The sequence below is a fragment of the Enterococcus cecorum genome, assembly GCF_052119425.1.
Classification (GTDB): Bacteria; Bacillota; Bacilli; order Lactobacillales; family Enterococcaceae; genus Enterococcus_E; species Enterococcus_E cecorum_C.
In genome coordinates this window covers 61,871-86,549 of sequence record NZ_JBQKFH010000003.1, presented here as the reverse complement: position 1 = coordinate 86,549, position 24,679 = coordinate 61,871, and the positions used below count along the sequence as shown (strand labels likewise).

The following is a 24,679-nucleotide window of genomic DNA, read 5'->3' as shown; positions in this document are numbered from 1 at the left end:
ATCATGCGACAAAACAATATAGTTCCTTTTAAGCAATCAGCGTTCATACCTACGCAAGAAATGGCAGATTTATTGCAAGTAGGTACCGAACTACTTTTATATCAAGCCATCCGTAATGAAACCTATCATTCTTTCTTATTTTTAGTAGATACCCTTCCTAAAGAGAAACAAAAAGAACTGCTTTCCTGCCGTCGCCAAGCTGTGACTTATTTAGCCCATCTATTTATCGAACATCTGCGCCAATCAAATTTATTAGAAAACTACTGGCAAGAGAACAAACATATTTTTTGCTCTTTAGGCGAACCAGATGGGAGCGATGATCATGGCTGAGATTATTCCTTTTCCCAATCATTCTGCAAATGCTAGTGTTACGGCTGAATTAATGAATGATATTTTGCATACGAGTTTAGAGCTAGAAATCTACCAATCCATGCGCACAGGGCATTTTGATCGCGTGATTGTTGACTTTTATTTACTCCCTCTTAGTGAACAGGAAGCCTTAAAAAAGCGCGATCCACAAACCGTTTGCTATTATGCCGAACAAATTGCCAAAAAAATGAACCTATACAAATAACCTAGCAAAAGATGGGATGAATCTCTTGCTAGCTTGCTTTTTTTATGATAATTTTCGTTTTAATTGTGCCATTGGTAAAGCTTTACCGACAATATACAAGGTAGCTACATGCAATGGAATTGTGATGGCTAATTTGATTAAACGTACAGACCAAATAGCCCAACTATTTAACGGAATATTATACATGATAGATAGCCACAGTGGCGTTAAAATTAATGTAAATAATACCGCATTAGTTAAAACACAAGCGATACAGCGTTTTAGCGTGACTTCTTTGTTATAGAAGTATAAGCCATAGACGACACCACCTAAAAACGCACTAAATGTAAAGCCGATAAAGAATGGACTTTTTGCTAGTAAGGTCATACCGATAACATCCGATAAAACACCGCCGATACCAGCCCACCAAGGACCTAAAAATAGCCCCATTAAAAATGTAGCGACAAACGCAAAAGAGAACTTGACCAATTGCGTTTCGATGGCAAATTGACGACTTAAGACAATTTGGATTGCCACTAATAGCGCTAATAAAGCCATCGATTGAACTGAAATTTTGTTGTTTTTCATGTGTGCATCTCCTTAATGAGTTGCTACAAAAATTGCAGCGAATGCGAGATTAGCACCGCGAATAAAATTCTTCGTCAATGAGGCAACATCCCATCCCCAAAGCACTTAACGCACTAACCCCTACTCTGTAATAAAGGTTGTAAGGCAGCTCGCTTAGACATGAAGAAATTCGTGTGTTTACCTACCACTGCAAAAATCGGATGAAAGGAGATTTTTGCAAGTGGGAGGGCGAATTTCACAATGTCTAGCTGCCGAACACCGTCAATAAGGTTGTGAAGCGACTTGATCAGACTTCTTCTTACAACCTTACGTTCATCATAACACACTTTCTGAAAATAATGCTAAAATTTCATTTGTTTCTTTAAAAAATGGCAAAATATTCGCCCTTGATTAGTGAATATTCGATTTTTTCGTTGCTAAAGTGAAAACAGGAATTTGCGCTTGTTTTTGAATAGCTTTGGCAACGATATAGGCAATATTGAAATCAATCATGCTATGGATTAAGCCACCTAGACCAATCATACCGAATAAGAAAATAAAATAATTGCGATCAAATGTCGTATTTGCAAGATTACCAAAATAAGCAAAAGCAAATACAACAACAACCTCAAAACTAGCATGGATAACAGCTAAAATAAAATTAAATCCTTGTAATTTCCATGGTTTTTGGACTATTTGGGGATTTTTTTGTAAGTAAATAGCACCAATTGTTACAAATATTATATGTGAAAGTGCACGTAAGCCGATAATTGGTGGTAAGGTTAAAAAGAATCCTAAAGCAGTACCCAAAGTGACGCAAATAGCCATTAAAGGTGAGAAAAACATAGCAATCATTGCTGGTACGTGACTTCCTAACGTATAAGAGGCAGGTCCGATGACAATCTTCGGCATGACCATTGGGATAAGAATCCCTAAAGCAATGAGCAAAGCAGCAACTGTTAAATTTTTGATTGATTGAATCTTCATTTTTAAACTCCTTTTTTCACAATCAGTATTAGTTTATCAATTTAGTTTATTTATGTCATGACATAAACAAGTTGCTATAAATATAATCTAATTAACATATAATGTCAAGACAATAATAAGGGGTAAAAAAAAAGGCACCTATCCTTAGTGCCAAAAATTCATGGAGGTAATGAAAAACGAACATCTATAGAGTCATTGGGGAATGGGAAGGGGCTCGAAAAACATTCGTTAATCACCGTTTATTTTTATCAAAAAAATCCTCCACACTTATAGGTTATCTACAGGTACATTATACTATATTTTTATTTTTTAACCAACAATTTTATTTAAAAAAACTGAAGTAATGGTAAATCATACAAATTTATCATTTCATTTAATTACACAAAAGTTATAAAAAAACATTCTTTTTTTCCTTTAAATTATATCTAAAAATAATTTTGCTTCAGTAGGATAGCGAATTTTATTCATAGAAAAAACACTTTTTAGTCAAGTAAAATATGATTCGACTACCAAAAAGTGTTTCATTAACTATTTTAAATTTTTCATCGCATTACTTAAATCGGCAAATTCTTGTAAGGTCAGAGTCTCTCCTCTACGTTTAGGATCGATATTCGCTTGGTCCAAGGCTTGTGTTAACCAATTTTTTGTTGCTTCATCTTTGCCATATGAGTGTAAAAGATTGTTCCACAGTGTTTTGCGGCGAAGTTGAAAGGCAGCTTTCGTTAATCTAAAGAAGGCTTTTTCGTCTATCACTTCTACAGCGGGTTGACTGCGCCGAGTTAATTTCAAAATGGCAGAATCAACATTTGGCTGTGGGACAAACACGGTTTTTGGAACGATGAAAGCAAGTTGAGCTTGCATGTAATATTGGACGGCAATGCTTAACGAACCATAAGCTTTACTTCCTGGTTGTGCACTTATACGATCAGCTACTTCTTTTTGCATCATCACAACCATTTCATCAACTTTTAATGCCGATTCTAGAAAATGCATCATAATCGGTGTGGTGATGTAGTAAGGCAGATTAGCAACTACTTTAATTGGTAAATTTTCGGTAAAGACTTCTTGCGTCACTTGCACCAAATCGGCCTTTAAAACATCTTGATGAACCACTTGCACATTCTCATATTCAGCTAAAGTATCTGCCAAAACGGGAATTAAACGATCATCAATTTCAAAGGCTAAAACTTGATGCGCATTTTGGGCAAGATGCTCTGTTAAGGCACCGATACCCGGACCTACCTCGATAACATTTACTTTGTCATCAATTTGGGCAGTCTGGACGATTTTACGCAAGATATTCGGTTCGGTTAAAAAATTTTGACCTAAACTTTTCTTAAATGTAAATCCATGACGTTCTAAGATTTCGCGTGTATGACTGGGATTGGCAATTTCTCTATTTTTCACACTCTTCCTCGACTTTCTTTATCGTTTCTCTTAAAGTTTGTTCATCTATCGCAAACATAGCTAAGCGTTTGGCTAGCTGCTTACCATTTGTATATCCGATACTTAAGCGTTCACCAATTTGTTGCCGTAAAAACTTGGCGCGCTTTCCACCTAACAAGCCTAACTCGAGTAATGTTTCTTTCGTAATGTAAGTTTGCACACTACTTTGAGGGGTCATGACCTGTTGAAGCGCGGCTAATAGACTCGCTTTATCCGCGTGTTCTACTCCTAGACTTTCATGAGCATGACGACTTTTTCCTTGAGCTTTGGTAATAAAGGCATGTTTACACTCTGGCACAGCTTGCATGATTTTCTTTCTAATTTGTTCCCCTGAAAAATCAGGATCAGTTAGGACAATCACCCCACGTAATGCTTGGGCTTTTTTGATTTGCTCAAGTATCTTTTCATCAATAGCTGAGCCAATGGTTTCAATGGTATCGACTTCAAAAAATTCACGCAGTCTTCTCGTATCATCCTTACCTTCTACTACAACAACTTCTTGAATCTTGATTTTATCAGTCATTCACTTCACCTAAGTTAAATAAGCGATAAGCATTTTGACGACTCGCTTTAGCAATCTGTTCGGCTGGTAATTCTTTTAATTCCGCGATTTTTTCTACTACATAACGGGTATAGCCAGGCTCATTGCGTTTGCCGCGATAAGGTACCGGTGCAAGATAAGGGGCATCCGTTTCCACTAAAAAGCGGTCTAATGGCACAATTTTGGCTGCAGCTTGAACATCGGTAGCTTTTTTAAAGGTCACAACACCACTAAAGGATAATTCCATGCCCAAATCTAAGAACTTTTCGGCCCAATATTCGTCACCGCTAAAGCTATGCATAATCCCGCCCACTTGATGAATCTTTTCATCTTTTAAAATGCGATAGGTATCTTCCAACGCTTCTCTCGTATGGACGCTAATTGGCAGATGATGTTCTCTAGCTATTGCAATTTGACGGCGAAATACTTTTTCTTGGACCTCTTTAGGATCTTCCATCCAATAATAATCGAGACCAATCTCTCCTAAGGCAACAACTTTATCACGGGTTAATAATGCTTGTAAGTTTTCTTCAATCGCTGGCGTATAACTGCCTGCTTCAGTTGGATGCCAACCGATAATACTATAAATTTCAGGATAGGTTTGGCTTAATTCTAAAGACTTATCAATCGTAGGCGTATCAAACCCTACTACAGCCATCTCACTTATTCCTAACTCATGGGCACGCGTAATTGTTTCTGGAATATCGTCTTTAAACTGTTCCGCATTAAGATGGGTATGCGTATCAAATATCTTCATTCAAACTGTTCCTTTCATTGATTTTCAACGGCTTCATTATAGCACATCTTTGAATTGAACAAAACTCTGACAAATTTTTTACATAGTCAATTGCTTTTTTATGCTATTTCTACTATTCTATTAGGTAGATACTTTTTTGAAGGGGTGAAAATGATGTACTTGTTCATTGCAATAATCTGTCTAATATTAGCAATCTATATTTATGTCATTTTTATCTTACCTTATATGATTCGCGAAAAACATTATTTCATCCATAAAAATTCCAGTGAAATTATCGATATTTCGCGAGCTTATGATTTATATGAATTAAAAAGCATTGTCACGATTGCTCATTTTAGTGATACACATTTTTCACGATTTTTTAGTCCGAAGAAAATCAATCGACTCATCCGTTCAACGCAGCGTAATCGTCCGGAAATTATTGTATTTACTGGAGATTTGATTGAAAATTATGGCAAATGGTCCCCAAAAATGAGTCCTAAATTGATTCGCAAAATGAAACGCTTCACAGCACCTATGGGAAAAATAGCGATTTTAGGTAATCATGACTATCTCAATAATGGGCAATACTTTGTCAAAAATGCCTTAGAAGAATCAGGCTTTACAGTATTGAAGAATGAAGAAATTTTTGGTTCCATGGAGAATTTTTCGATTACAGTTACGGGTATTGATGATCCTTTGAAAGGTAAGCCAAAATACCATTACGAAAAAACTTATTCTCGTTGGCATCTATTACTCTTACATGAGCCTGATATGATTCAACATGTCCCGGATATTCGCAATTATGACTTGATTTTAGCTGGGCATGCCCATGAGCCTCGCAAATATTTCCGTCGCTTTAAAAAGAAGATTAAAGGGGCTGAATATTTTACACACGGACTCTATGCTGTTACGGAAAAAACGATTCTCTCTATTTGTAACCGAGCAAGACGTTCTTATTTATCGAGTCGTTTTCGTTTAGTTCCTGAAATCATTTACTATCACCTAGCTAAAGATGATGTCAATTTATTAACAGATACGAGCAAAAAATCCTCCACAAACGAATAATCGCTTGGGAGGATTTTTTTAGCTTGCATGAGATAAATTTTGAAAGATTGCCGTCGTCGCTTGATAAATATAGCGCGCAGTCTCTGCTTGATTCATTGTATATAGGTGAATTCCCTCAGCATCTTGTGTCACTAAATCGACAATTTGATCCAATGCATAGGCGAGTCCGGCTTCTTTAAGAGATTCTGGTTGATATTCGTATTTTTCAAGAATCGCCATGAATTTGCGTGGGACTTTGGTTTGACATGTCTGAATCAAGCGTATTGCCTGTTTACGATTAATAATCGGCATAATTCCGGCTAATATTGGTACATTAATGCCAGATAACGCACAGGATTCTTGAAAACGATAAAAGGTATCATTATCAAAAAATAACTGCGTAATTAACTGCTGGCACCCACTTTCGACTTTTCTTTTTAAATTCAAAATATCTTCCACGCGATTTTTGGAATCAGGATGCATTTCTGGATAGCAAGCACCACTAATTTTAAAACTACTATCTTTACCTTTAATATAGTCAATCAGCTCACTGGCATAATGAAAGTTATTCGGTTGGACTATATTTTCAATGTAATCCCCACGCAAGGCTAAGATTTGTGAGATGTCGCGTTGGTGTAAAGCCTTTAAAATATAATCGACTTCTTTAGCAGTTAAATAAAGAGCTGGTAAGTGAGCGATTGCTGGAATTTTTAATTGATTTTGGACATAATCTGCCACATTTAAGGTGGTATCAATAAAATTTGCTTGTTGATTACTACAAGTCACGCTAATAAAATCCGGAGAAAGACCTTTTAATTGACTTAACGTTTGAATCAAGCGCTCCTCACCTACCATTGAATTTGGTGGGAAGATTTCAAAGGATAGACTTGGTTTGCCCATACGACTCACTTCCTCTACAGTTTTTGGCTGCTTGGACTAAATGTACCAAACTTGCCTTAGTTTCTTTTTCACCCCTTGTTTTCAGTCCGCAATCTGGATTGATCCACACTTTTTCAATTGGAACTTTTGCTAATATTTGCTTAATCGTCTGCTCAATTTCTTCAACAGATGGAATTCTTGGGGAGTGAATATCATAGACACCTGGACCGACTTGGGTTTTAAAGTGCTGTGCTTGTAACTCATCTAAAATCGTTAAGTTCGAACGGGAAGCTTCAAAACTAATTACATCCGCATCCATCTGCTCAATAGCCGGAATAATATCTGTAAATTCGCTATAACACATATGCGTATGAATTTGGGTGGTTGGCTTGACCTTACTATGCACCAAACGAAAAGCTGGAATCGCCCAATCTAAATATTGCGTATACCAATCACTTTGACGTAGCGGTAATTTTTCACGTAAAGCCGCTTCATCAATCTGAATTATTTCAATACCATTTGCCTCTAAATCTAATACTTCTTCTTGAATGGCTAGCGCTAATTGCAAGGTTGATTCTTTCAAGCTGATATCTTCTCGTGGGAATGACCAATTTAAAATAGTTACTGGACCGGTTAGCATCCCTTTGACATATTTAGTGGTTTGTTCTTGAGCAAATTTAGACCAATAGACAGTAATTGGTTTTGATCTAGAAACATCTCCCCAAATAATTGGCGGCTTCACTCCTCTCGTGCCATAAGACTGCACCCACCCATTTGTCGAAAAGAGATAGCCATTAAGGTTTTGACCAAAGTATTCCACCATGTCATTACGCTCAAATTCCCCATGCACCAGGATGTCTAAGCCGATTTCTTCTTGCCATTTTAACCATTCCTTAGTACGTGTGGCTAAATAATCACGATATTGCTCTTTAGAAATCTCGTTACGTTTATATTTGGCACGGGTTTGCTTCACTTCTTTAGTTTGCGGAAAAGAGCCAATGGTAGTCGTCGGTAATAATGGCAATTGGAATTTTGCTTTTTGGATTTGTTCACGCACTTCAAAAGTATCTGGACGCGTAAAGTCAGCTTCGGTCAATTGGGCTAATTTTTGATGCACCTTTTCATCTCGCACCACTCGTTCATTCGTGAATAATGCTTGGTTTGCTGCTAAGGCTTGCGGATTTTCTCCTTTTACTAACTGTGCTAAATCAGTTAATTCTGCTAATTTTTCCAAAGCAAAGGCAAAATGCGCTTTGATATTTTCCGCAAAAGTTTCATTTTTTACGCTATATGGCACATGCAATAAAGAACAACTCGTATTTAAAACGATATTTTGGGCAGGGATTTGTTTAATAATGTCCAATGTTTTTTGATAATCATTGCGCCAAATATTTTTACCATTCACAACTCCAGCAAAAAGTGTCTTATCTGCGGGGAATCCTTGTTGTACTAAAGATAAATTTTGGCGTCCTTCTACAAAATCCAAGCCTATACCATCAATATCTAAGGCGATTAATTCTTGATATACATCTCGCACATCGCCAAAATAGGTTTGGACAAGGATTTTAAGGGCTTTATTTTCAGTCAGACGTTGATAAATTTGGCAGAATAATTGTTTTTCTTCTGTATTTAAATCTTTTACCAAAGAAGGTTCATCTAATTGAATCCAATCTGCACCTAACGCTTCTAGGTTATGTAAAATATCTTGATAGCCAGCCACCAAGTCAGCGACAAAATCATTTGCACAAGTATTATCTGCATACTCGGCTAATTGTAATAACGTAAACGGACCGATTAAGACGGGGCGTGTGTGGATGCCTAATTCACGAGCTTCTTGATATTCATCAAAAATTTTAGTGCCTGTCACTTTAATTTGGGTATTTTTTTCAAACTTTGGCACTAAATAATGGTAATTGGTATTAAACCATTTTTTCATTGGTCGTGCTTTGACATCCCCTTTTGTCCCTTGATAGCCCCTAGCAAGAGCAAAATATTTTTCTAACGGTGTTAAATCCAAATTCGCTACCTCTGTAGGAATGATATTTAGTAAAAAGGCGCTATCTAATGTTTGATCATATAACGAAAAATCATTACTTGGAATAGCCTCAATCTGCGCTTCTTGTAAAATACGCCAATGCTTTTTACGCAATTCTTCTGCAAAAGATAAAAGTTGCGATTCTGTGATTTCATTCCTAAAGTATTTCTCTGTTTGAAATTTTAATTCTCTATTTTCTCCAATCCTTGGAAAACCAACAATCGTTGTACTCATAACCAACACTCCTCATTTATTTCTTGTAGGCAATCATAACACACACTTGATATATTGGATAACTTTTATAAATTATTATCATTTATAGCTACAAACTATATCACGCAACTATGCTATACTAGAAATAACGAATAACCAAGAAACAAAAGTAGGCTTTGCACCAAAACGCGCGAATCAAAAAAAGCAGAAAAGCACCTTAGAAATCCCGGACTCAAAAAATTAAAAATAACTCATGACATTATTTTATGATTTGCTTTTTTAATTCATAATTTACAGAAGCAACTTAGTGTCATTTTACAAAACATTTATATATCAGTATTTTCAATCAAAAAGGACTGCTTCTATCCGGATATGTAATAATTAAAATTATCAGAAATAATATTTAATAAAATAAAACTTTTTAGTTGAATTTTTAGCAAAGATTGGTAAAATAAAGACATTGTAAAGGAAGTAGGATTATGAAAGATATTTATCAATTTGTTCAAAATTATATTCCCTATAACGAGCAAGAAGAAAAAGATAAAGATTTGATTTTACAGCAGCTATCCGCAGACAATATTTTGACAAGAAAAAATCTTGTGGCGCATTTAACGGTATCTGCTTGGATTGTTAGCCCTGATTTTAAGCAGGTATTAATGGCCTATCATCGTATCTATCAATCTTTTGCTTGGTTGGGCGGACATCTCGATGGCAACGCAGATATTGTGGCTGTCATCAAAAAGGAAATCCAAGAAGATAGTGGCTTAAGTGAATTTCAGCTAATAGAAGATCAACTATTTTCGCTGGAAGTCCTAACCGTAGATGGTCATATCAAAAATGGAGAATATGTTTCTAGTCATCTACATTTAAACCTGACCTTTCTTTGTATCGCGAATCCTGATTTGCCGATTCACATTCGTCCAAGTGAAAATAGTCAAATCACTTGGCTTGAGGTAGACAAGATTGCCCAATCAGTTAGCGAAGTTTGGTTTATGAAACATATTTACCAAAAATTAATCGATAAAGTAAAATTACTAGAAGGTGAATCGTCATGCGTATCCAACAACTAGCTTATTTGGATAAAATCGTGGAAACTGGCTCAATAAACGAAGCCGCTAAACAACTCTATTTAACACAACCCAGTCTATCAAATGCCATTAAAGAATTAGAAGAAGAAGTCGGGATTCAATTATTAATCCGAAGTAAACTTGGGGTAACTTTAACTGAAGATGGTCGTGAATTTATGATTTATGCCCGCCAAATTTTAGACCAAGTCCAGCTTTTAGAAACACGTTACCACAAAAACACGAGCCGTAAACAAACTTTTTCTGTTTCCGCACAGCATTATGCATTTGTGGTCCATGCATTTGTTGAATTGTTAAAATCAGTGGATAGCAAAGAATATCAATTTACCTTACGTGAAACAGAAACGCAAAATATTTTGGATGATTTAGCGAAATTCAAAAGCGAGCTAGGCATTTTATATTTAAATGATTTTAACCGCAAAGTCTTGCTTAAATTATTTAAGGAAAATGATTTGATTTTTACCCCATTGTTTGTCGCAACGCCACATGTTTTTGTGAGTCGCTATAATCCATTGGCTGAAAAGAAAATCATTACTTTAGAAGATTTAGAAGATTATCCATATTTGTCATATGAACAAGGGGAAAATAATTCCTTTTATTTTGCTGAAGAAATATTAAGTACGACTTCGCACCATAAGAGTATTAAAGTGAGTGACCGGGCAACGATTTTTAACTTAATGGTTGGTTTAAATGGCTACACGATTAGTTCGGGAATTATCAGTAGTGAGCTGAATGATGATAAAATTATTGCGATTCCGCTCGATGTGGATGACTCCATGACTTTAGGTTATCTACGTCATCGCCAAGTACAATTATCGCGTACAGCCAATCATTACCTAGAGTTATTAAAACAACATATTCGTGATTACGGTTTTGAGATTATTGACGAAAAATAATCTGCCAGCTGCTTATAGCTGATCAAGTCGATTTACAACCTTTTATTTGACGGCGTTCGAAGGGTAGCTCCATCGCATCTAAGCCGGCCTGACTAGGTAAATCTTTAAATATAGTGGATTTCCCTGTCATTCCGGACAAACTTAGCTGCTTGTAGCTGACCAAGTCGATTTACAACCTTTTATTAGACGGTGTTCAGCTGCTAGACATTGTGAAATTCGCCCTATCGCTTGAGAAAATCTCCTTTCATCCGATTTTCTCAGCGGTAGGTAAACACACGAATTTCTTCATGTCTGAGCGAGCAGCTTCACAACCTTTTAAAAAACACCTACAGTCCTTGAAAATCTCGACTGTAGGTGTTTTTTAGTTTAAATATTTTCGTAAATGTATTGAATCAATTCTTCGGTCTTATCCCAACCTAAACATGGGTCGGTAATTGATTTACCATAAGTGCCTTCAGAAATATCCTGACGACCATCTTCTAGGTAACTTTCAATCATAAAGCCTCGAACCATTTGCTTGATATCCTCATTCCAAGCGCGATTGATTAACACTTCTTTGACAATGCGAATTTGTTCTAAATATTGTTTACCAGAATTATCATGGTTAGTATCCACAATAATAAATGGATTTTGGTAATCATCCGCTTTGTAGGCTTTTACAGCTTTTAATAAGTCTTCGTAATGATAGTTTGGAACGACTTGACCTTGTTCACTTAAAGCTCCACGTAAAATCACGTGTGCTAGTTCATTACCAGATGTTTTCACTTCACTACCGCTAAAGATAAATTCTTGACTTCTTTGAGCCGCATGCAAGGAGTTAAATAAAACTTTCATATTCCCACTGGTTGGATTTTTAAGTCCAGTAGGCGCATCAATTCCGCTTGCGACAAAACGGTGTTGTTGATCTTCTACACTGCGCGCGCCAACCGCATGATAGCTGACTAAATCATCGACAAAGACTAAGTTTTCTGGATAAAGCATCTCATCGGCAGTCGTTAACCCAGCTTCCGCAATGACACGCTTATGCAATTTACGCACAGCGACCATCCCACGAATCAAGTTGGTTTCGCCATTTGGATCTTGTTGGTGTAACATCCCTTTATAACCATCGCCATTGGTACGTGGTTTACCAGTATACACACGTTGGACGATGAAAATTTTATCTTTGACTTCTTCTTGGATGGCTGCTAATTTTTTGGCATATTCTAATACCGCCTCTTCATTATCAGCTGAACACGGACCAATCACTAATAGAAAACGTTGATCTTTACCTGTAATCACATCTCTTAATTCTTGGTCTCGTTTGTCTTTAAATGCTTGCTCTTCTTCAGATAAACAAGCAATGGATTTAATCAGTTCAAGATTCACTTGCTTGCTGACCGCTTCAAAACTCATTTTATCGCTCCCTTTTATTCTTTGAACTTTGCCTTCTTATTGTACTAAATTAACAAAATTTCACAAAGTAATATGCTTTTATAATTGCATTTATTCTAACAAATATGCTCAATCTGTTCAACCAAAATAATGAGAAAGTTTTAATGCTTTTTCCTTTTGTCGTGATATAATCGAGATGAACAAGAGAAAAGGTGGCACTACAATGATTTGGGAGCGTTTTAAAAACATTCAACAAAATGAAATTTCTGAATTAATGACGATGCGATTGGATGGTTTCAAGCAAAAAATCTTAATCGAAGGACGTTTTCGCAATAATCCTATCCTCATCTTTTTACATGGTGGTCCGGGTAGTCCAGCACCATTTTCGGCAGGTTGTCGTGGGATGTTTCCTGAATTGACCGAAAAATTTTTGATGGTGTATTGGGATCAGTTAGGCTGTGGCGTGAATGATCGACAAATTTCAGAAGACTTTACCATTAATCACTTCGTTAAGATGACGGAAGATTTAATCAAACAATTAAAGCAAATGTTTCCTAAAAATGACTTATATCTTTTTGGTTATTCTTGGGGGACGATTTTATCTACTTTAGTGACCAAACGTGTGCCACATCTAATCAATGGGGTGATGGCTTTAGGACAAATTGTGCGCGATTTAGGCTTTAATGAATTCGTCTATTATGCTTTAGAACATGCCAAAATGCCTAAGTTTCGTCAAAAAATATTAGCCAACATCAAGCGAAAAAAGAAACATTCCGTATACGACTTACGCAGAATTGAATATTGGATTAAAAAATATACCAATGGCTACCAACCAAAAAGAGCTGAAAAATATCCACTCTTTTCGATTATTGCGATTATGCTCTCAAGCCCTGATTATCGTTTGAAAGATTTAATTGCGGTTTTATTAAATGGTACCCGTAAGAATCAGTCATTGGATAAAGAAATGATGCAAGTCGATTTAACTAGTGACCTCCAAAATATCGAGGTCCCTTATATTATGATTCAGGGGCAAGATGACTTATTAACACCCACACAAATGACCAGAGAAACCTATGAGCAAACTTATAATCCTAATTTGCAATTTGCCCTCGTACCTAATTGTGGCCATCTACCCGGTAAAACCGCACTAAAAGAAACCATTATGATTGGCTATCAGTATTTTATGTATATTGCTAAAAAGAAACAAAGACACTAAAAAGACGAATAGGCTTGCAAACGCGCGGTCCTATTCGTCTTTCATTTTTTAATTACCAAACTTCTTTTGCAATCTCTTGTAATAGACGCATTTTCGCCCATTGTTGCTCAGGTGTTAATTTATTGCCTTCTTCTGTAGAGGCAAAACCACATTGCGGAGAGATAGCTAGATTTTCAAGCGGCACATATTCTGTCGCTTCTTTAATTCTTTCTTTGATTAATTCTTTATCTTCTAACTCTGGGAATTTAGAGGTGACTAATCCTAAAACAACTTTACTCTTTGGACTATGCCAATATCGTAACGGTTTGAAATCTCCAGCTCGGTCACTATCATACTCTAAGAAGAAGCCATCATAGTTCGTCGCAAATAATTCTTTGGCAATCACTTCATAGCCACCTGAAAAAATCCAAGAAGACGCATGATTCCCACGACAAATATGTGTAGTCACCACCATATCAGCTGGCTTATTGGCTAATGCTTGATTGATAATATTTGTACAAATTTGGGCGACTTTTTCAGGGTCAATGCCTTTTTCTACTAAAGATTCACGTTTACTAGCATCGGCTAAAAAGGCCCAGTTCGTATCATCAAATTGCAAATAGCGGCAACCTAAATCATAAAAAGCTTGAATCGCATCCGCATAAGTCTTAGCTAAATCTGCATAAAAGTCTTCAATATTCGGATAAATCTCAGCTAATTTCGAACTACCATCATTTGCTAGCACTTCTTGACGTAACACCATTGTTGGACTTGGAATCGTCGCTTTAGCTTGGTGCACACCATCATTACCGACCGCTTCTTTCAAAAAAGTAAAATCAGCTAAAAATGGATGATTTGGATTAAAGGCAATCTTATCAACCACACGGACATTATAAGATGGTACTGCAGCGCCTTTAAAATTCTGATTATAACCAGCTTCAGGGACATAACCTTCAATCCCTAATAAGTTTTCTAAAAAGTCGATATGCCACCAACCACGACGAAATTCACCATCTGTAATACCTAAAATGCCGACTTGTTTTTGTTCTTCAACCAACTTCAAGATTTCTTCGTCTTCTATTTGACGTAATTCATCTTTGGTAATCAGACCTTGTTGTAAATCGTGACGTGCTTGTTTAATACGTGCAGGACGTAAAAAACTACCCACGTGATCAACCGTATATGGTACTTGCATAAAAAATTCCTCCTTTTATTGTTTTTATTGTACCGATTAATCCTAGGTGTGTAAACAGTCCGCCTAATTTTAAACTGATAGATTTTGGCTATTAGAGCTTATTACTTTTGACAATAATGTAAGTACTTCTTCATTTTCAGTCAGATTGCTATGCGAGGCAGACACTATCTTTTCTTGGTATTCGGTCTTATTTTGGAAGATTTGTGCACCCATTTGGACACTCGCTAAAGGGACTGTGCCATCCGTTGCTTGATTATTTAAACTGCCAGCAATATTGATCATTTCAAAATTAGTCTGGCGAATACTGGATACCAAATAATGACTTAACCACTCTGTCACATTGGCATTTTGATAGTTTTGATTTTCCTCTTCTACTACATCATTATAAGGTGTTCCCAAAGTAATCATACTAGCAACTTGGGGTTCGTCAGTCGTTTGCAAATTTTCTAGATATTCAGTAAAAACCAAACCACCATTCGAATGACCGACAAAGTTATAGGTCTCAAAGTCATAAAAATCAAGAATACTATGTAAGGCTTGTTGGAACCACTTCGCTTGTTGGCTAATTGCTTCAATGCCATCTTTCGCTTCTTCAAAGGCAATCACAAAAACCGGATGCTGACTGCTCTTTTTGATTTTACCTGTCACTTTCAAGGTGCCATCTGTATGTACGGTAATTTTTTCGACACTTAAATCCGGCATCGTCGTCTTCAAGGTTACCAACATTTCATCAAAGCGATTTTGCGTGCCATATGTACCTGGGACTAAAATCAAAGGGGTGGCGATTTGACGATTGACTTGCGCTGCCAATACATGATAGGTGGTGGAATCAGGATTGACTTCTACCGTTTTGGTTCCACCAATCAGTCCAACCAATAAAACCAACATTGGATATAACCATAAATATTTTTTATAATTTGTCATGCTACCTACCTTCTATTTTTTCTAGCTCGATTATAACGCAACTTTCTTTAAAAATTCTTAAACTTTGCTCAAAAATTGAATTACAGTTAGATGTCAAAATGTCACCTAACTGTAATCTTTAACTATAGGGAATCTGCTTGCTTTGTTAACTGCTGATTTTTCAACACATAGACTTCATCACTTGCATTCGCCACTTCTTTTTCGTGCGTGACAAGGATAATGCATTTTTCCTGTTCATGGGCAAGCTGCTGAAAAAGGGCGATGATTTCTTGAGAGGTTTGTTCATCTAAATTTCCTGTTGGTTCATCGGCCACAATCAAATCATGCCCGCAACAAACTGCTCGAACAATGGCGACTCTTTGTTGTTGACCCCCAGATAGATGACTCACTCGTTTATCGGCCAACTCACGAGTAAGGCCTACTTTTTCTAGCTGTTGATAAGCATATTCTTTAGGATTGTCTTTTTTGGTCTGACTGATTGCCATCGCTGTTAATACATTTTCCACCGCACTCAGATAAGGTAACAGATTATAGGCTTGAAAGACGATAGAAACACGATTTTTCCGATAGTTTTGAAGACCAATTTGTTTTAACGACTCCCCTTGATAAGTGATTTGCCCTTCTTTGGGTTGGTCTAAACCAGCCAAAAGGGATAAAAAGGTGGTTTTGCCGCTACCACTTGTTCCTAAAATGGCATACATCTTGCGTGGCTCAAAGGTCAAATTGACTTGTTGAAACAATGGACGTTCATTTGTATACCAGTAACCTAAATTTTCAACTTGTAAAACCATATTTTCACCTCATTTTACGATATTAGAATTGATTTGGGATTTAGTCTAAAAATACCAATGGATGCAAAACAAATTGCGATTAAAACAATCCCTATTGCTATAGCCGTTAAAAGCATGAATTGTTTTGGTTGCACGTTAATTTTCAGATTTTTCACTTCTTGTGATGCAGCAAATGGATTTTGACGATTGCCTCCTGGTCGACTAGGCGGTGTTTGGCCGTTTTGCACTTTACCTGGTGCCCCACCTGGTTGATTATTGGTCTGTTGGTTTTGGGTGCTTGTGGTTTGTTGGCTAATCAGTTGGTTGCCTAGTGCATTTCCTACAAGATTGCCTGTTACACCTGCAATGCCTAAAGCAAATACTAAACAAATGATGATTTCGATGAAGAATTGGCCGATTAACTTGATGCGTGATTCACCCAATGATAGCAATACGCCCATCTCATAGCGACGATCTTTCAAACTTAACATCACAATCAAAGTTAGTATCACTACACCTGCAACACCGACAAGGATAATAATATTTTTGGCAAATCCTTTGACATTATTCAGTGGTTGAAGCATTTGTTGATACATTTGATCATTGCTTTGAAGGCTAAAAGTATCGGTATCAATTAATTTTTCGGCTTGTTTAATGAAACTATCCATTTTAGCAGGATCTTCTAAGGTAAATGTCGCCTCATCAATCGTTTCACTATCTTCGCCTTTTAAGGTTGCTACCATCGTATAAGAAGTAATCAAGGTATTCGCCGGATTTAAAAAGTTAAACTGCATCCCTAACTCATCTCCGGCATCAGTGGTTTCATAAATACCTTTCACCTTTAATTCAACTTCCTTGTCATCACTGGTTGTCACTTTGAAGGTATCCCCGACAGATAAATCATTTTCCTCAGCCAAAGTTTTTTCAATTAATACAGCGTTACTTCCTTCATCGGCACTAGTAATCGCACTCCCTTTGATTATTTTGGCTTCTCCTTGGGTAAAAGTCGTTAATAAGCTGCTATCTGAGACACCTTGGACGCGAAAATCTCCTTGCGACATGGCTTCTCCTGGCGGCATTTGGCCATTTCCTTGTTTACTTTGACTTGCACCAGAAGTTACCTCGTTGTCTTTGCTTTCACTCGTAGCCTCGTTAGAACCACTTGTTGTTTCACTGGTACTGCTTGTTTCAGCACTACTTTCAATTGCTTCAATACCGCTTGCTGCATCTACTGAAGTACTCGCTGTGTATAGATAAGATTTCACCCCTGATAAGGCCGCAATTTTTTTCGCATCACTTAAATTGATTGGCGTCCGGCTAAAAGTTTTTCGCTGACTTTGCTCAGAAATACTCGAGGTTTGGTCGTTATCTGTTTTATTTTCCTTTGCTTGAAACATCGCCTCACGATTTTGAGTTAGTGTCACAGTGGCTCCGGTACTTTTTTGGGCATTAGTGATTGCTTGATTCGCTGCTTGATAGATACTCAAACCTGCTAAAACAAAAATCATTATGACGGATAGAATCGCAATCATTAAAACACTTTTGCCTTTTTTTGCCCAGAGATATTGATAGGCTCGTTTGATAAAGTTCATCTTGCTTCATTCCTTTCGTTTTTTTCAAGATAACGTCAATAACTTAAAGCTAGCTTAAAAATTTTAAGGTTCGATTATGGAAAGTCTGATATTCTTTCGTTACAATAATGAGGAGAGTAGGTGGATGCGATGATTAAATTATTAGTCATAGAAGATGAAAAAGTTTTAGCTGAAAATATTAAAGAAATTATTGCTGATTTAGGGGAAGTGACGCTGTGTTTTGATGGTGAAGAAGGCTTGTATGAAGCGCAAAGTAAGATATATGATTTGATTTTGCTTGATTTGATGCTACCGAAGATGAGTGGTTATCAAGTGCTCGCTCAATTACGCCAAGAAAATATTCAAACACCTGTCTTAATCTTAACTGCCAAAGATAGCCTAGAAGATAAAATTACTGGTTTTCAAAAAGGGGCTGATGATTATTTAACCAAACCCTTTTATCGTGAAGAACTGTTACTAAGAGTCAAAGCCCTATTAAGACGATCTTTAGGCTTACACGAAGAAAATACCCTACAATACGGAAATGTCATTTGTGATTTAAGCAAAAAAGAAGTTCGTGCACACGAGATTGTCCTACCTATTCAAGGCAAGGAATTTGAGTTACTCGTCTATTTGATTCAAAACCAAGGAATGATTTTAACCAAAGAGCAAATTTTTGACCGCATTTGGGGCTTTGATTCAGAAACGACAATTACCGTAGTCGAAGTGTATATGAGTCATTTGCGCAAACATCTAAAACAGACTGATATGGCAGAAAATATCCAGACCTTGCGCAATGTTGGGTATTTACTAGCCCAAAGAAAGGATTGAGCGAATGAAAGAAGAGATGACTAGCAAGCAACAACGGCGACTTTTCTTCTTTAATATTCTTGCTTTTGGAGGCATTTTCTTACTCTTAGGCTTGATTATTTTACAATTAATGCATAGTCTTGCTTATCAACAAACCGACAAAATGCTTAGACAAGTCATGAATCAACCAACTTTGGTACAGCTTGAAATTGCCCGTTTTGAACAAGAGGATTTATTCAATAGTCAGGGAGAAAGTCTAGAAAAACAACCACCTGATAAAGATTTCAAAGGCTTCAACCGTTTTAATACCCAGATGATTCTATGGTCGAAATCAGGCGAAATCTTGAATAAATCTTTACTCGGTGGTCGTTTGAATGAATTAAATGAACTGACACTCGACAAAAAAAAGCTCGGTAAAGTGAAAGAACTCAGTCTGAATAATGGTCAACTATCCTTTCACTCCATTACCTATAAGTATGAAAGCAAAAACTCTGCAGTGGCTTATGTACAAATTTTAGCCAATACCAACCAAGTCAGCGATTCCATGGGGACTTTTCAGATGATTTTAGTCATTTGTATGCTTGTTTTTTGGTTGCTATCGATTATCGTCAGTTTTTATCTCGCCAAAGCCAATATGCAACCTATTTTGAAGTCTTGGCATAAGCAACAAGAATTTGTCGAAAATGCCTCTCATGAATTGCGCACTCCACTGACAATTATTCAAAATAGTTTACAAAAACTCTTTACACAACCAAACCATACCATTATGGAAGAATCAGAGACCATCGCTCAAGCATTAAACGAAACCAGAAGACTAAATGGTTTAACTGCTGACTTATTGACCATTGCAAGAAGTGACTCTAATCAACTAATATTGGAAAAATCTACTTTTCATATTGATACTTTTCTTGCCCCAATTGTCGAACCTTTTATCGAAATGGCAGAAATTGAAGAGAAAACTTTTACCTTTGAGAATCTCACTTCTGATACAATTCATGCAGATCACAAGCGACTGCACCAATTAGTTGTCATCTTGTTAGATAATGCTCTGAAATATACGGATACTAAAGATTCAATCACAGTGCTCTCAAAAAGCAATGGGCAATTTTGGCAATTAGAAGTAAAAAATACAGGACCTTCAATTAATGAGGAACATAAAGCGCATCTTTTTGAACGTTTCTACCGCGAAGATGCTTCACGTAATCAAGCAACTGGCGGCTATGGTTTGGGGCTAACCATCGCTTGGCAAATCATTCATGAGCATCAGGGAAAAATTGAAGTGTTGGATGTTCTCCCACGGGGCGTGAATTTCCGTGTTACTTTGCCGTTGAAGCCAAAATCATGAGGTAAACACACGAATTTCTTCAAGGCTTTCCAAGCTGCTTCACATCCTTTATACAAAAACGAGGCTGTTTTTGGCAGCCTCGCTTTTGTGTTATGGGAAAGGATAGTATATATAAAAATTGAAACAGCGGATTTAAGTATCGAGTTTTTCCACCCAATACAAGTACATTTTACACCTATCAACCAAAAAATGCTACTGATTTAAATGGATGAATAAAAATATTACTTTTCTTTTAATAAAGCGTAGAATTGAAAAAAAGATTTATTGTTTTTCCTAAAATAATTAAGAAAAACAGAAATCCTTATACGCCTCCTCACACATTAAAGATAACATTATCAAAACCGCTTGTCAAGTTGTAAAAAAACAATCTCTTCTCATAGTAACCCATATCATTCTCAACTATATATCATAATATTATTTATTTTAGCTATATTTAAGGAATTAAAACAGTTTACTAATTATAACTAATCTAATTTTTATAAAAATAATATTTTTTCACACATTATCAAGACATAAATATTATAACTTTATATTTTCTGCAAATTTTCAAGCATATCTATTTACAACAGGTAATTACTAGTGTTATAATGCAAAACGATAATAAAACAGATATACAATCTGTTACATCATATAAAATGTTGATTTATTGAGTTTTTAAAGAAAATGATACAGAAAGAAGTGTTACAGTTGAGCAAAAAAGAAAAACACGGTGCCGATATTATCGTGGATAGCTTGATTAATCATGAAGTGGATTATGTTTTTGGGATTCCTGGAGCAAAAATTGACCGCGTGTTTGATACTTTAGAAGATAAAGGACCAGAATTAATCGTTACACGTCACGAACAAAATGCTGCTTTTATGGCACAAGCAATCGGACGTTTAACTGGTAAACCTGGTGTCGTTATTGCAACCAGTGGTCCAGGTGCAAGTAACTTAGCCACTGGTTTAGTTACCGCCACTGCAGAAGGTGATCCAGTCCTTGCCATCGCTGGACAAGTAAAACGTAGCGATTTATTAAAATTAACGCACCAAAGTATGGACAACGCTGCTTTATTCAAACCAATTACCAAATATAGCGCTGAAATTCAAGATCCTGAAACCATTTCAGAAATCATTGCCAATGCTTATCGTATGGCTCGCTCAGGACAAAAAGGAGCAAGTTTCATCAGTATTCCTCAAGACGTTGTCGATAGTAAAGTTTCTGGAGATAGCATCCGTCCATTAAGTAAGCCACGTCTAGGTTCTGCCTCTAAAGAAGATATTGCTTACCTAGTGAAACGCATTAAAGAAGCGAAATTACCAGTACTTTTAGTCGGGATGCGTGGTTCAAGTGAAGCTGAAACGATGGCAATTCGTAAATTAGTTGCCCATGCGAAATTACCAGTTGTCGAAACTTTCCAAGCTGCTGGTGTGATTTCTCGTAAATTAGAAGATTCATTCTTCGGTCGTGTGGGGCTATTCCGTAACCAACCTGGTGACATGCTTCTAAAACGCAGTGACTTAGTAATTGCGGTAGGTTATGATCCAATCGAATATGAAGCACGTAACTGGAACGCTGAAAAAGATGCGAAAATTATCGTTATTGATAAAATTCCTGCTGAAATCGATCCATATATGCAACCTGAACGCGAATTAATTGGTAGCATTGCGGACACTTTATACTTATTAAGTGAAGCAATTGCCGATTATGAATTACCAGCTGACTCACTAGAATATCTAGATGGTTTACAACAAAAATTAAAAGAACGTGATATGGTCCCTTCTGAAACACATCCAGAATTACTACATCCACTTGAAGTAATCGATACTTTACAAGATTTTGTCGATGATTCAATGACTGTAACGGTTGATGTAGGTAGTCACTATATTTGGATGGCTCGTCACTTCAGAAGTTATGAACCACGTAAATTATTATTCAGTAACGGGATGCAAACTTTAGGGGTCGCTCTTCCTTGGGCAATCTCAGCAGCATTAGTTCGTCCTAACACACAAATCGTCTCTGTATCAGGTGATGGTGGTTTCCTATTCTCTGCACAAGACTTAGAAACTGCTGTCCGCAAAAACTTAAATATTATTCATATTATTTGGAATGATGGCCGCTATAACATGGTTGAATTCCAAGAAGAAATGAAATACAATCGTTCTTCAGGTGTTGACTTTGGCCCAGTTGATTTCGTGAAATACGCTGAAGCATTCGGTGCTAAAGGTATTCGCGTACACGATGCTCAAAGTTTTGCACAAGCTTTACAAGAAGGCTTAAAAACAGATGGCCCAGTCATTATCGATGTTCCTGTAGACTACTCTGACAACAAGATGTTAGGTGAAAAGATGTTACCTGACCAATTCTATTAAGAAGGTGAAAATTATGTCAGAAAACACATTATATCAATTTGGTACTTTAAGTTCTTTACTTGCCGGTGCGATGGATGGCGGCAAAACAATCAACGACTTATTAAAACATGGTGATTTCGGTATCGGAACTTTAGATGGTTCTGATGGTGAATTAATGGTGATTAATGGTCAAGCTTTTCATGCCCGTCAAACTGGTGATGTCGTGAAATTATCAGGTAATGAGACAGTCCCTTATGCAGCAGTGGCTTATTTTGAACCTGAATATGAATTCCCATTGATTCAAAATGAAAATAGCGAAACAATCGGTAAATTAATTTACGATCATCTAAAAAGCGTGAATTTATTCCATGCCATCCAAATTAAAGGAACCTTCAAACACATGCATGTCCGTGTCGTTCCTAAACAACAAAAACCTTATCGCCCATTCTCTGCCGTGGTACAGCCTGAATTCGAAGCGGATAATATTAGCGGAACAATTGTTGGATTCTATACACCAGAATTATTCCACGGTGTTTCCGTAAGTGGCTATCACCTACACTTCTTATCAGATGATGGTCAATTTGGCGGTCATATCATGGACTATGAACTAGCAGAAGGGATTATCACCATGCAAGCTTTAACAGAGTTTACGCAAGGCTTTCCCTCTACTCAAAACTTTCTAGAAACAGAATTTGATGTTCATGAGTTAATCAAAGAAATCGAAGTATCTGAATAATAAACAAACAACAAGGCCCTTACTGATAACAATTTTTTCAGTAAGAGCCTTGTTTATTAATCATTAATGCGGATAAGTAAGCCAAATCGCATGGAAGGATTGACTAAATAGTAGCGTTTAACATCGTGATGCTCAAATTTATAGCAAGTGGTTTGCTTATCTGCTTTTAACTGGTTGTAAAGGAAATGAAATACCTTTTCATCAAAATTCGTATTCTCTTCCAATTGTTGATTCTCTACTTTTTCAAAAATACTAAGCGCTTCTATTCCAGACAATTCTTCACTAGCAATTTGATGTTTAGAATCTTGAATGCTGAAATTACCTTTTCCCTTTGTCGATAATTGCCAAATCTGAATATTCTCTCCATGTGGCATGCCTCTTTCACGGAACATACGCGCGGTCAGCAAATCTTTTTGCTCCATATCATTTACTATTTCTTGGCGTACTGACTCTTGCTCTTTCATATCGACATAATCTCTACCAAATTGAAAGAGTAAAATAGCAAATTCGAAAATCGCTATGCCGGCTAAGACTATTATGACTAAGTGTAAGTGCTTTTTCATCCTCATTCTCACTTTCTAAATTGCTATCACTTCATGAAAACGATAACACAGCATTTTCCTTTCAACAATATTTTGCAGAGCCTAGCCAATTATCTTAACATTTTCTTATCAAACTTCAAACGAATAACGATCCTATTGACAGCGCTTTTATATGGTGTATCATTTACTTGAGGTGATTGCTATGGAACAAACACTTTTACAACATTATGCGCAAATGATTGATCACACCAATCTTCATGCAGATGCCACTAGTGCTGATATGCAAAAACTTTGCCAAGAAGCGTGTGAGTATCATTTTAAGATGGTAGCGATTAACCAAGTCCAAAGTGCAACTTGTGCTAAATTTTTAAAAGATAGCGATGTGCATGTCGGTGCGGCGATTGCTTTTCCACTCGGTCAAACCAGTATTGCCAGTAAAGTTTTTGAAACGAAGGATGCAATAAAAAACGGGGCGGATGAAATCGATTATGTCATTAATCTCACCAAAGCCAAGGAACACGACTATGCTTATCTTAAAGATGAAATGCAACAAATCGTCACGTGTTGTAAAGAGGCTGGGGTTATCAGTAAGGTTATTTTTGAAAATTGCTACCTCACCGATGAAGAAAAAATCGCGCTATGTCAGATTGCTAAAGAAGTACAGCCTGATTTCATTAAGACTTCCACCGGCTTTGGAACTGGCGGTGCAACAGTAGAAGATGTTGCATTAATGGTGGCACACGTTGGCGATAAAGTCCAAGTCAAAGCAGCTGGTGGTATTCGAGATGCTGAAAGTTTCTTAGCTATGATTCAAGCAGGAGCTCAGCGAATCGGGACTAGTTCAGGCATTGCGATTATGGACGAACTGAAAATAAAATAAAAAGAAAAGCTAGTCAATCTC

Annotated in this window: 24 protein-coding genes and 1 riboswitch; of the genes, 11 read left to right on the top strand and 13 right to left on the bottom strand. The window is 36.7% G+C overall.

Annotation, left to right across the window (positions count from 1 at the left end; translation table 11 throughout):
- The first annotated feature begins 3 nt into the window (after positions 1–3).
- Positions 4–330, top strand: a complete 327-nt coding sequence (locus tag ACTQZM_RS01370; protein ID WP_441652655.1) for a hypothetical protein — start codon at positions 4–6, stop codon at positions 328–330.
- On the top strand, positions 323–574 hold the full coding sequence (locus tag ACTQZM_RS01365; RefSeq protein ID WP_016251523.1) for a hypothetical protein: 252 nt from the start codon (positions 323–325) through the stop codon (positions 572–574). Before ACTQZM_RS01370 ends, ACTQZM_RS01365 begins: the two co-directional genes overlap by 8 nt.
- A 42-nt stretch (positions 575–616) precedes the next feature.
- Here ACTQZM_RS01365 and ACTQZM_RS01360 read toward each other — a convergent pair whose 3' ends face one another.
- From ACTQZM_RS01360 to ACTQZM_RS01340, 5 genes are all read right to left on the bottom strand, one after another.
- Positions 617–1,141, bottom strand: a complete 525-nt coding sequence (locus ACTQZM_RS01360; protein ID WP_243198049.1) for a folate family ECF transporter S component — start codon at positions 1,139–1,141, stop codon at positions 617–619.
- Between the two features lie 33 nt (positions 1,142–1,174).
- Positions 1,175–1,271, bottom strand: a riboswitch (THF riboswitch).
- Between the two features lie 260 nt (positions 1,272–1,531).
- Entirely contained in the window at positions 1,532–2,107 is a 576-nt protein-coding gene (locus tag ACTQZM_RS01355) for a hypothetical protein (RefSeq protein WP_248624432.1), read from the bottom strand.
- A gap of 528 nt (positions 2,108–2,635) precedes the next feature.
- Positions 2,636–3,514 (bottom strand): 16S rRNA (adenine(1518)-N(6)/adenine(1519)-N(6))-dimethyltransferase RsmA, encoded by an 879-nt coding sequence (gene rsmA / locus ACTQZM_RS01350; RefSeq protein ID WP_441652654.1) that lies wholly within the window; start codon positions 3,512–3,514, stop codon positions 2,636–2,638.
- Positions 3,504–4,076 (bottom strand): ribonuclease M5, encoded by a 573-nt coding sequence (gene rnmV, locus ACTQZM_RS01345; RefSeq protein ID WP_441652653.1) that lies wholly within the window; start codon positions 4,074–4,076, stop codon positions 3,504–3,506. Before rnmV ends, rsmA begins: the two co-directional genes overlap by 11 nt.
- Positions 4,069–4,851: a TatD family hydrolase gene (locus ACTQZM_RS01340; RefSeq protein ID WP_441652652.1), complete on the bottom strand. Its 783-nt coding sequence runs from the start codon at positions 4,849–4,851 to the stop codon at positions 4,069–4,071. Before ACTQZM_RS01340 ends, rnmV begins: the two co-directional genes overlap by 8 nt.
- Before the next feature lie 150 nt (positions 4,852–5,001).
- On the opposite strand from ACTQZM_RS01340, the gene ACTQZM_RS01335 reads away from it, so the two are divergent.
- A complete protein-coding gene (locus tag ACTQZM_RS01335; protein WP_349277887.1) occupies positions 5,002–5,898 on the top strand; it encodes a metallophosphoesterase in 897 nt (298 codons plus the stop codon).
- 18 nt (positions 5,899–5,916) lie between these two features.
- Here ACTQZM_RS01335 and metF read toward each other — a convergent pair whose 3' ends face one another.
- Both metF and metE read right to left on the bottom strand, forming a co-directional pair.
- Positions 5,917–6,777, bottom strand: coding sequence for a methylenetetrahydrofolate reductase [NAD(P)H] (gene metF / locus ACTQZM_RS01330; RefSeq protein ID WP_441652651.1), 861 nt, complete (start codon positions 6,775–6,777; stop codon positions 5,917–5,919).
- Positions 6,752–9,025 carry a 5-methyltetrahydropteroyltriglutamate--homocysteine S-methyltransferase gene (metE, locus tag ACTQZM_RS01325; RefSeq protein ID WP_441652650.1) on the bottom strand — a complete coding sequence of 758 codons (2,274 nt, stop codon included), beginning with the start codon at positions 9,023–9,025 and terminating at the stop codon, positions 6,752–6,754. Before metE ends, metF begins: the two co-directional genes overlap by 26 nt.
- Positions 9,026–9,483: 458 nt before the next feature.
- Here metE and ACTQZM_RS01320 point away from each other — a divergent pair, with 458 nt between their 5' ends.
- Entirely contained in the window at positions 9,484–10,074 is a 591-nt protein-coding gene (locus ACTQZM_RS01320; protein ID WP_441652649.1) for an NUDIX hydrolase, read from the top strand.
- Positions 10,056–10,985: a LysR family transcriptional regulator gene (locus tag ACTQZM_RS01315; RefSeq protein ID WP_114975639.1), complete on the top strand. Its 930-nt coding sequence runs from the start codon at positions 10,056–10,058 to the stop codon at positions 10,983–10,985. The genes ACTQZM_RS01320 and ACTQZM_RS01315 overlap by 19 nt, the downstream gene beginning before the upstream one ends.
- A 366-nt stretch (positions 10,986–11,351) precedes the next feature.
- Here ACTQZM_RS01315 and ACTQZM_RS01310 read toward each other — a convergent pair whose 3' ends face one another.
- A complete protein-coding gene (locus tag ACTQZM_RS01310) occupies positions 11,352–12,380 on the bottom strand; it encodes a 3-deoxy-7-phosphoheptulonate synthase (protein WP_441652648.1) in 1,029 nt (342 codons plus the stop codon).
- 202 nt (positions 12,381–12,582) lie between these two features.
- Between ACTQZM_RS01310 and ACTQZM_RS01305 the strand changes: the two genes are divergently transcribed.
- Positions 12,583–13,575: an alpha/beta fold hydrolase gene (locus ACTQZM_RS01305; RefSeq protein ID WP_441652647.1), complete on the top strand. Its 993-nt coding sequence runs from the start codon at positions 12,583–12,585 to the stop codon at positions 13,573–13,575.
- Positions 13,576–13,627: 52 nt separating this feature from the next.
- On the opposite strand, the gene ACTQZM_RS01300 is transcribed toward ACTQZM_RS01305, so the two are convergent.
- From ACTQZM_RS01300 to ACTQZM_RS01285, 4 genes are all read right to left on the bottom strand, one after another.
- Positions 13,628–14,749: a 5-methyltetrahydropteroyltriglutamate--homocysteine S-methyltransferase gene (locus ACTQZM_RS01300; RefSeq protein WP_441652646.1), complete on the bottom strand. Its 1,122-nt coding sequence runs from the start codon at positions 14,747–14,749 to the stop codon at positions 13,628–13,630.
- Positions 14,750–14,818: 69 nt separating this feature from the next.
- On the bottom strand, positions 14,819–15,673 hold the full coding sequence (locus tag ACTQZM_RS01295) for an alpha/beta hydrolase (RefSeq protein WP_441652645.1): 855 nt from the start codon (positions 15,671–15,673) through the stop codon (positions 14,819–14,821).
- 122 nt (positions 15,674–15,795) lie between these two features.
- Positions 15,796–16,464 carry an ABC transporter ATP-binding protein gene (locus ACTQZM_RS01290; protein ID WP_047334148.1) on the bottom strand — a complete coding sequence of 223 codons (669 nt, stop codon included), beginning with the start codon at positions 16,462–16,464 and terminating at the stop codon, positions 15,796–15,798.
- 14 nt (positions 16,465–16,478) lie between these two features.
- Complete coding sequence (locus ACTQZM_RS01285) at positions 16,479–18,035, bottom strand: ABC transporter permease (RefSeq protein WP_441652644.1); 1,557 nt, start codon at positions 18,033–18,035, stop codon at positions 16,479–16,481.
- 129 nt (positions 18,036–18,164) lie between these two features.
- Between ACTQZM_RS01285 and ACTQZM_RS01280 the strand changes: the two genes are divergently transcribed.
- From ACTQZM_RS01280 to budA, 4 genes are all read left to right on the top strand, one after another.
- Entirely contained in the window at positions 18,165–18,845 is a 681-nt protein-coding gene (locus ACTQZM_RS01280) for a response regulator transcription factor (protein WP_441652643.1), read from the top strand.
- Positions 18,846–18,849: 4 nt separating this feature from the next.
- On the top strand, positions 18,850–20,169 hold the full coding sequence (locus ACTQZM_RS01275) for a sensor histidine kinase (protein ID WP_441652642.1): 1,320 nt from the start codon (positions 18,850–18,852) through the stop codon (positions 20,167–20,169).
- A gap of 663 nt (positions 20,170–20,832) precedes the next feature.
- Complete coding sequence (gene alsS, locus ACTQZM_RS01270; protein WP_016251504.1) at positions 20,833–22,521, top strand: acetolactate synthase AlsS; 1,689 nt, start codon at positions 20,833–20,835, stop codon at positions 22,519–22,521.
- Between the two features lie 13 nt (positions 22,522–22,534).
- Positions 22,535–23,236: an acetolactate decarboxylase gene (gene budA, locus ACTQZM_RS01265; protein WP_047338856.1), complete on the top strand. Its 702-nt coding sequence runs from the start codon at positions 22,535–22,537 to the stop codon at positions 23,234–23,236.
- A 56-nt stretch (positions 23,237–23,292) separates the two neighbouring features.
- On the opposite strand, the gene ACTQZM_RS01260 is transcribed toward budA, so the two are convergent.
- Complete coding sequence (locus tag ACTQZM_RS01260; protein ID WP_441652641.1) at positions 23,293–23,799, bottom strand: hypothetical protein; 507 nt, start codon at positions 23,797–23,799, stop codon at positions 23,293–23,295.
- A 181-nt stretch (positions 23,800–23,980) separates the two neighbouring features.
- Between ACTQZM_RS01260 and deoC the strand changes: the two genes are divergently transcribed.
- Complete coding sequence (gene deoC, locus ACTQZM_RS01255; RefSeq protein ID WP_441652640.1) at positions 23,981–24,658, top strand: 2-deoxyribose-5-phosphate aldolase; 678 nt, start codon at positions 23,981–23,983, stop codon at positions 24,656–24,658.
- Positions 24,659–24,679: the final 21 nt, after the last annotated feature.

Bases quoted from the DNA above. Each gene is read 5' to 3' on its own strand.
- ACTQZM_RS01370 (WP_441652655.1), top strand. From the start codon at position 4: ATGCGACAAAACAATATAGTTCCTTTTAAGCAATCAGCGTTCATACCT.
- ACTQZM_RS01365 (WP_016251523.1), top strand. From the start codon at position 323: ATGGCTGAGATTATTCCTTTTCCCAATCATTCTGCAAATGCTAGTGTT.
- ACTQZM_RS01360 (WP_243198049.1), bottom strand. From the start codon at position 1,141: ATGAAAAACAACAAAATTTCAGTTCAATCGATGGCTTTATTAGCGCTA.
- ACTQZM_RS01355 (WP_248624432.1), bottom strand. From the start codon at position 2,107: ATGAAGATTCAATCAATCAAAAATTTAACAGTTGCTGCTTTGCTCATT.
- rnmV (WP_441652653.1), bottom strand. From the start codon at position 4,076: ATGACTGATAAAATCAAGATTCAAGAAGTTGTTGTAGTAGAAGGTAAG.
- ACTQZM_RS01340 (WP_441652652.1), bottom strand. From the start codon at position 4,851: ATGAAGATATTTGATACGCATACCCATCTTAATGCGGAACAGTTTAAA.
- ACTQZM_RS01335 (WP_349277887.1), top strand. From the start codon at position 5,002: ATGATGTACTTGTTCATTGCAATAATCTGTCTAATATTAGCAATCTAT.
- metF (WP_441652651.1), bottom strand. From the start codon at position 6,777: ATGGGCAAACCAAGTCTATCCTTTGAAATCTTCCCACCAAATTCAATG.
- metE (WP_441652650.1), bottom strand. From the start codon at position 9,025: ATGAGTACAACGATTGTTGGTTTTCCAAGGATTGGAGAAAATAGAGAA.
- ACTQZM_RS01320 (WP_441652649.1), top strand. From the start codon at position 9,484: ATGAAAGATATTTATCAATTTGTTCAAAATTATATTCCCTATAACGAG.
- ACTQZM_RS01315 (WP_114975639.1), top strand. From the start codon at position 10,056: ATGCGTATCCAACAACTAGCTTATTTGGATAAAATCGTGGAAACTGGC.
- ACTQZM_RS01310 (WP_441652648.1), bottom strand. From the start codon at position 12,380: ATGAGTTTTGAAGCGGTCAGCAAGCAAGTGAATCTTGAACTGATTAAA.
- ACTQZM_RS01305 (WP_441652647.1), top strand. From the start codon at position 12,583: ATGATTTGGGAGCGTTTTAAAAACATTCAACAAAATGAAATTTCTGAA.
- ACTQZM_RS01300 (WP_441652646.1), bottom strand. From the start codon at position 14,749: ATGCAAGTACCATATACGGTTGATCACGTGGGTAGTTTTTTACGTCCT.
- ACTQZM_RS01295 (WP_441652645.1), bottom strand. From the start codon at position 15,673: ATGACAAATTATAAAAAATATTTATGGTTATATCCAATGTTGGTTTTA.
- ACTQZM_RS01290 (WP_047334148.1), bottom strand. From the start codon at position 16,464: ATGGTTTTACAAGTTGAAAATTTAGGTTACTGGTATACAAATGAACGT.
- ACTQZM_RS01285 (WP_441652644.1), bottom strand. From the start codon at position 18,035: ATGAACTTTATCAAACGAGCCTATCAATATCTCTGGGCAAAAAAAGGC.
- ACTQZM_RS01280 (WP_441652643.1), top strand. From the start codon at position 18,165: ATGATTAAATTATTAGTCATAGAAGATGAAAAAGTTTTAGCTGAAAAT.
- ACTQZM_RS01275 (WP_441652642.1), top strand. From the start codon at position 18,850: ATGAAAGAAGAGATGACTAGCAAGCAACAACGGCGACTTTTCTTCTTT.
- alsS (WP_016251504.1), top strand. From the start codon at position 20,833: ATGATACAGAAAGAAGTGTTACAGTTGAGCAAAAAAGAAAAACACGGT.
- budA (WP_047338856.1), top strand. From the start codon at position 22,535: ATGTCAGAAAACACATTATATCAATTTGGTACTTTAAGTTCTTTACTT.
- ACTQZM_RS01260 (WP_441652641.1), bottom strand. From the start codon at position 23,799: ATGAAAAAGCACTTACACTTAGTCATAATAGTCTTAGCCGGCATAGCG.
- deoC (WP_441652640.1), top strand. From the start codon at position 23,981: ATGGAACAAACACTTTTACAACATTATGCGCAAATGATTGATCACACC.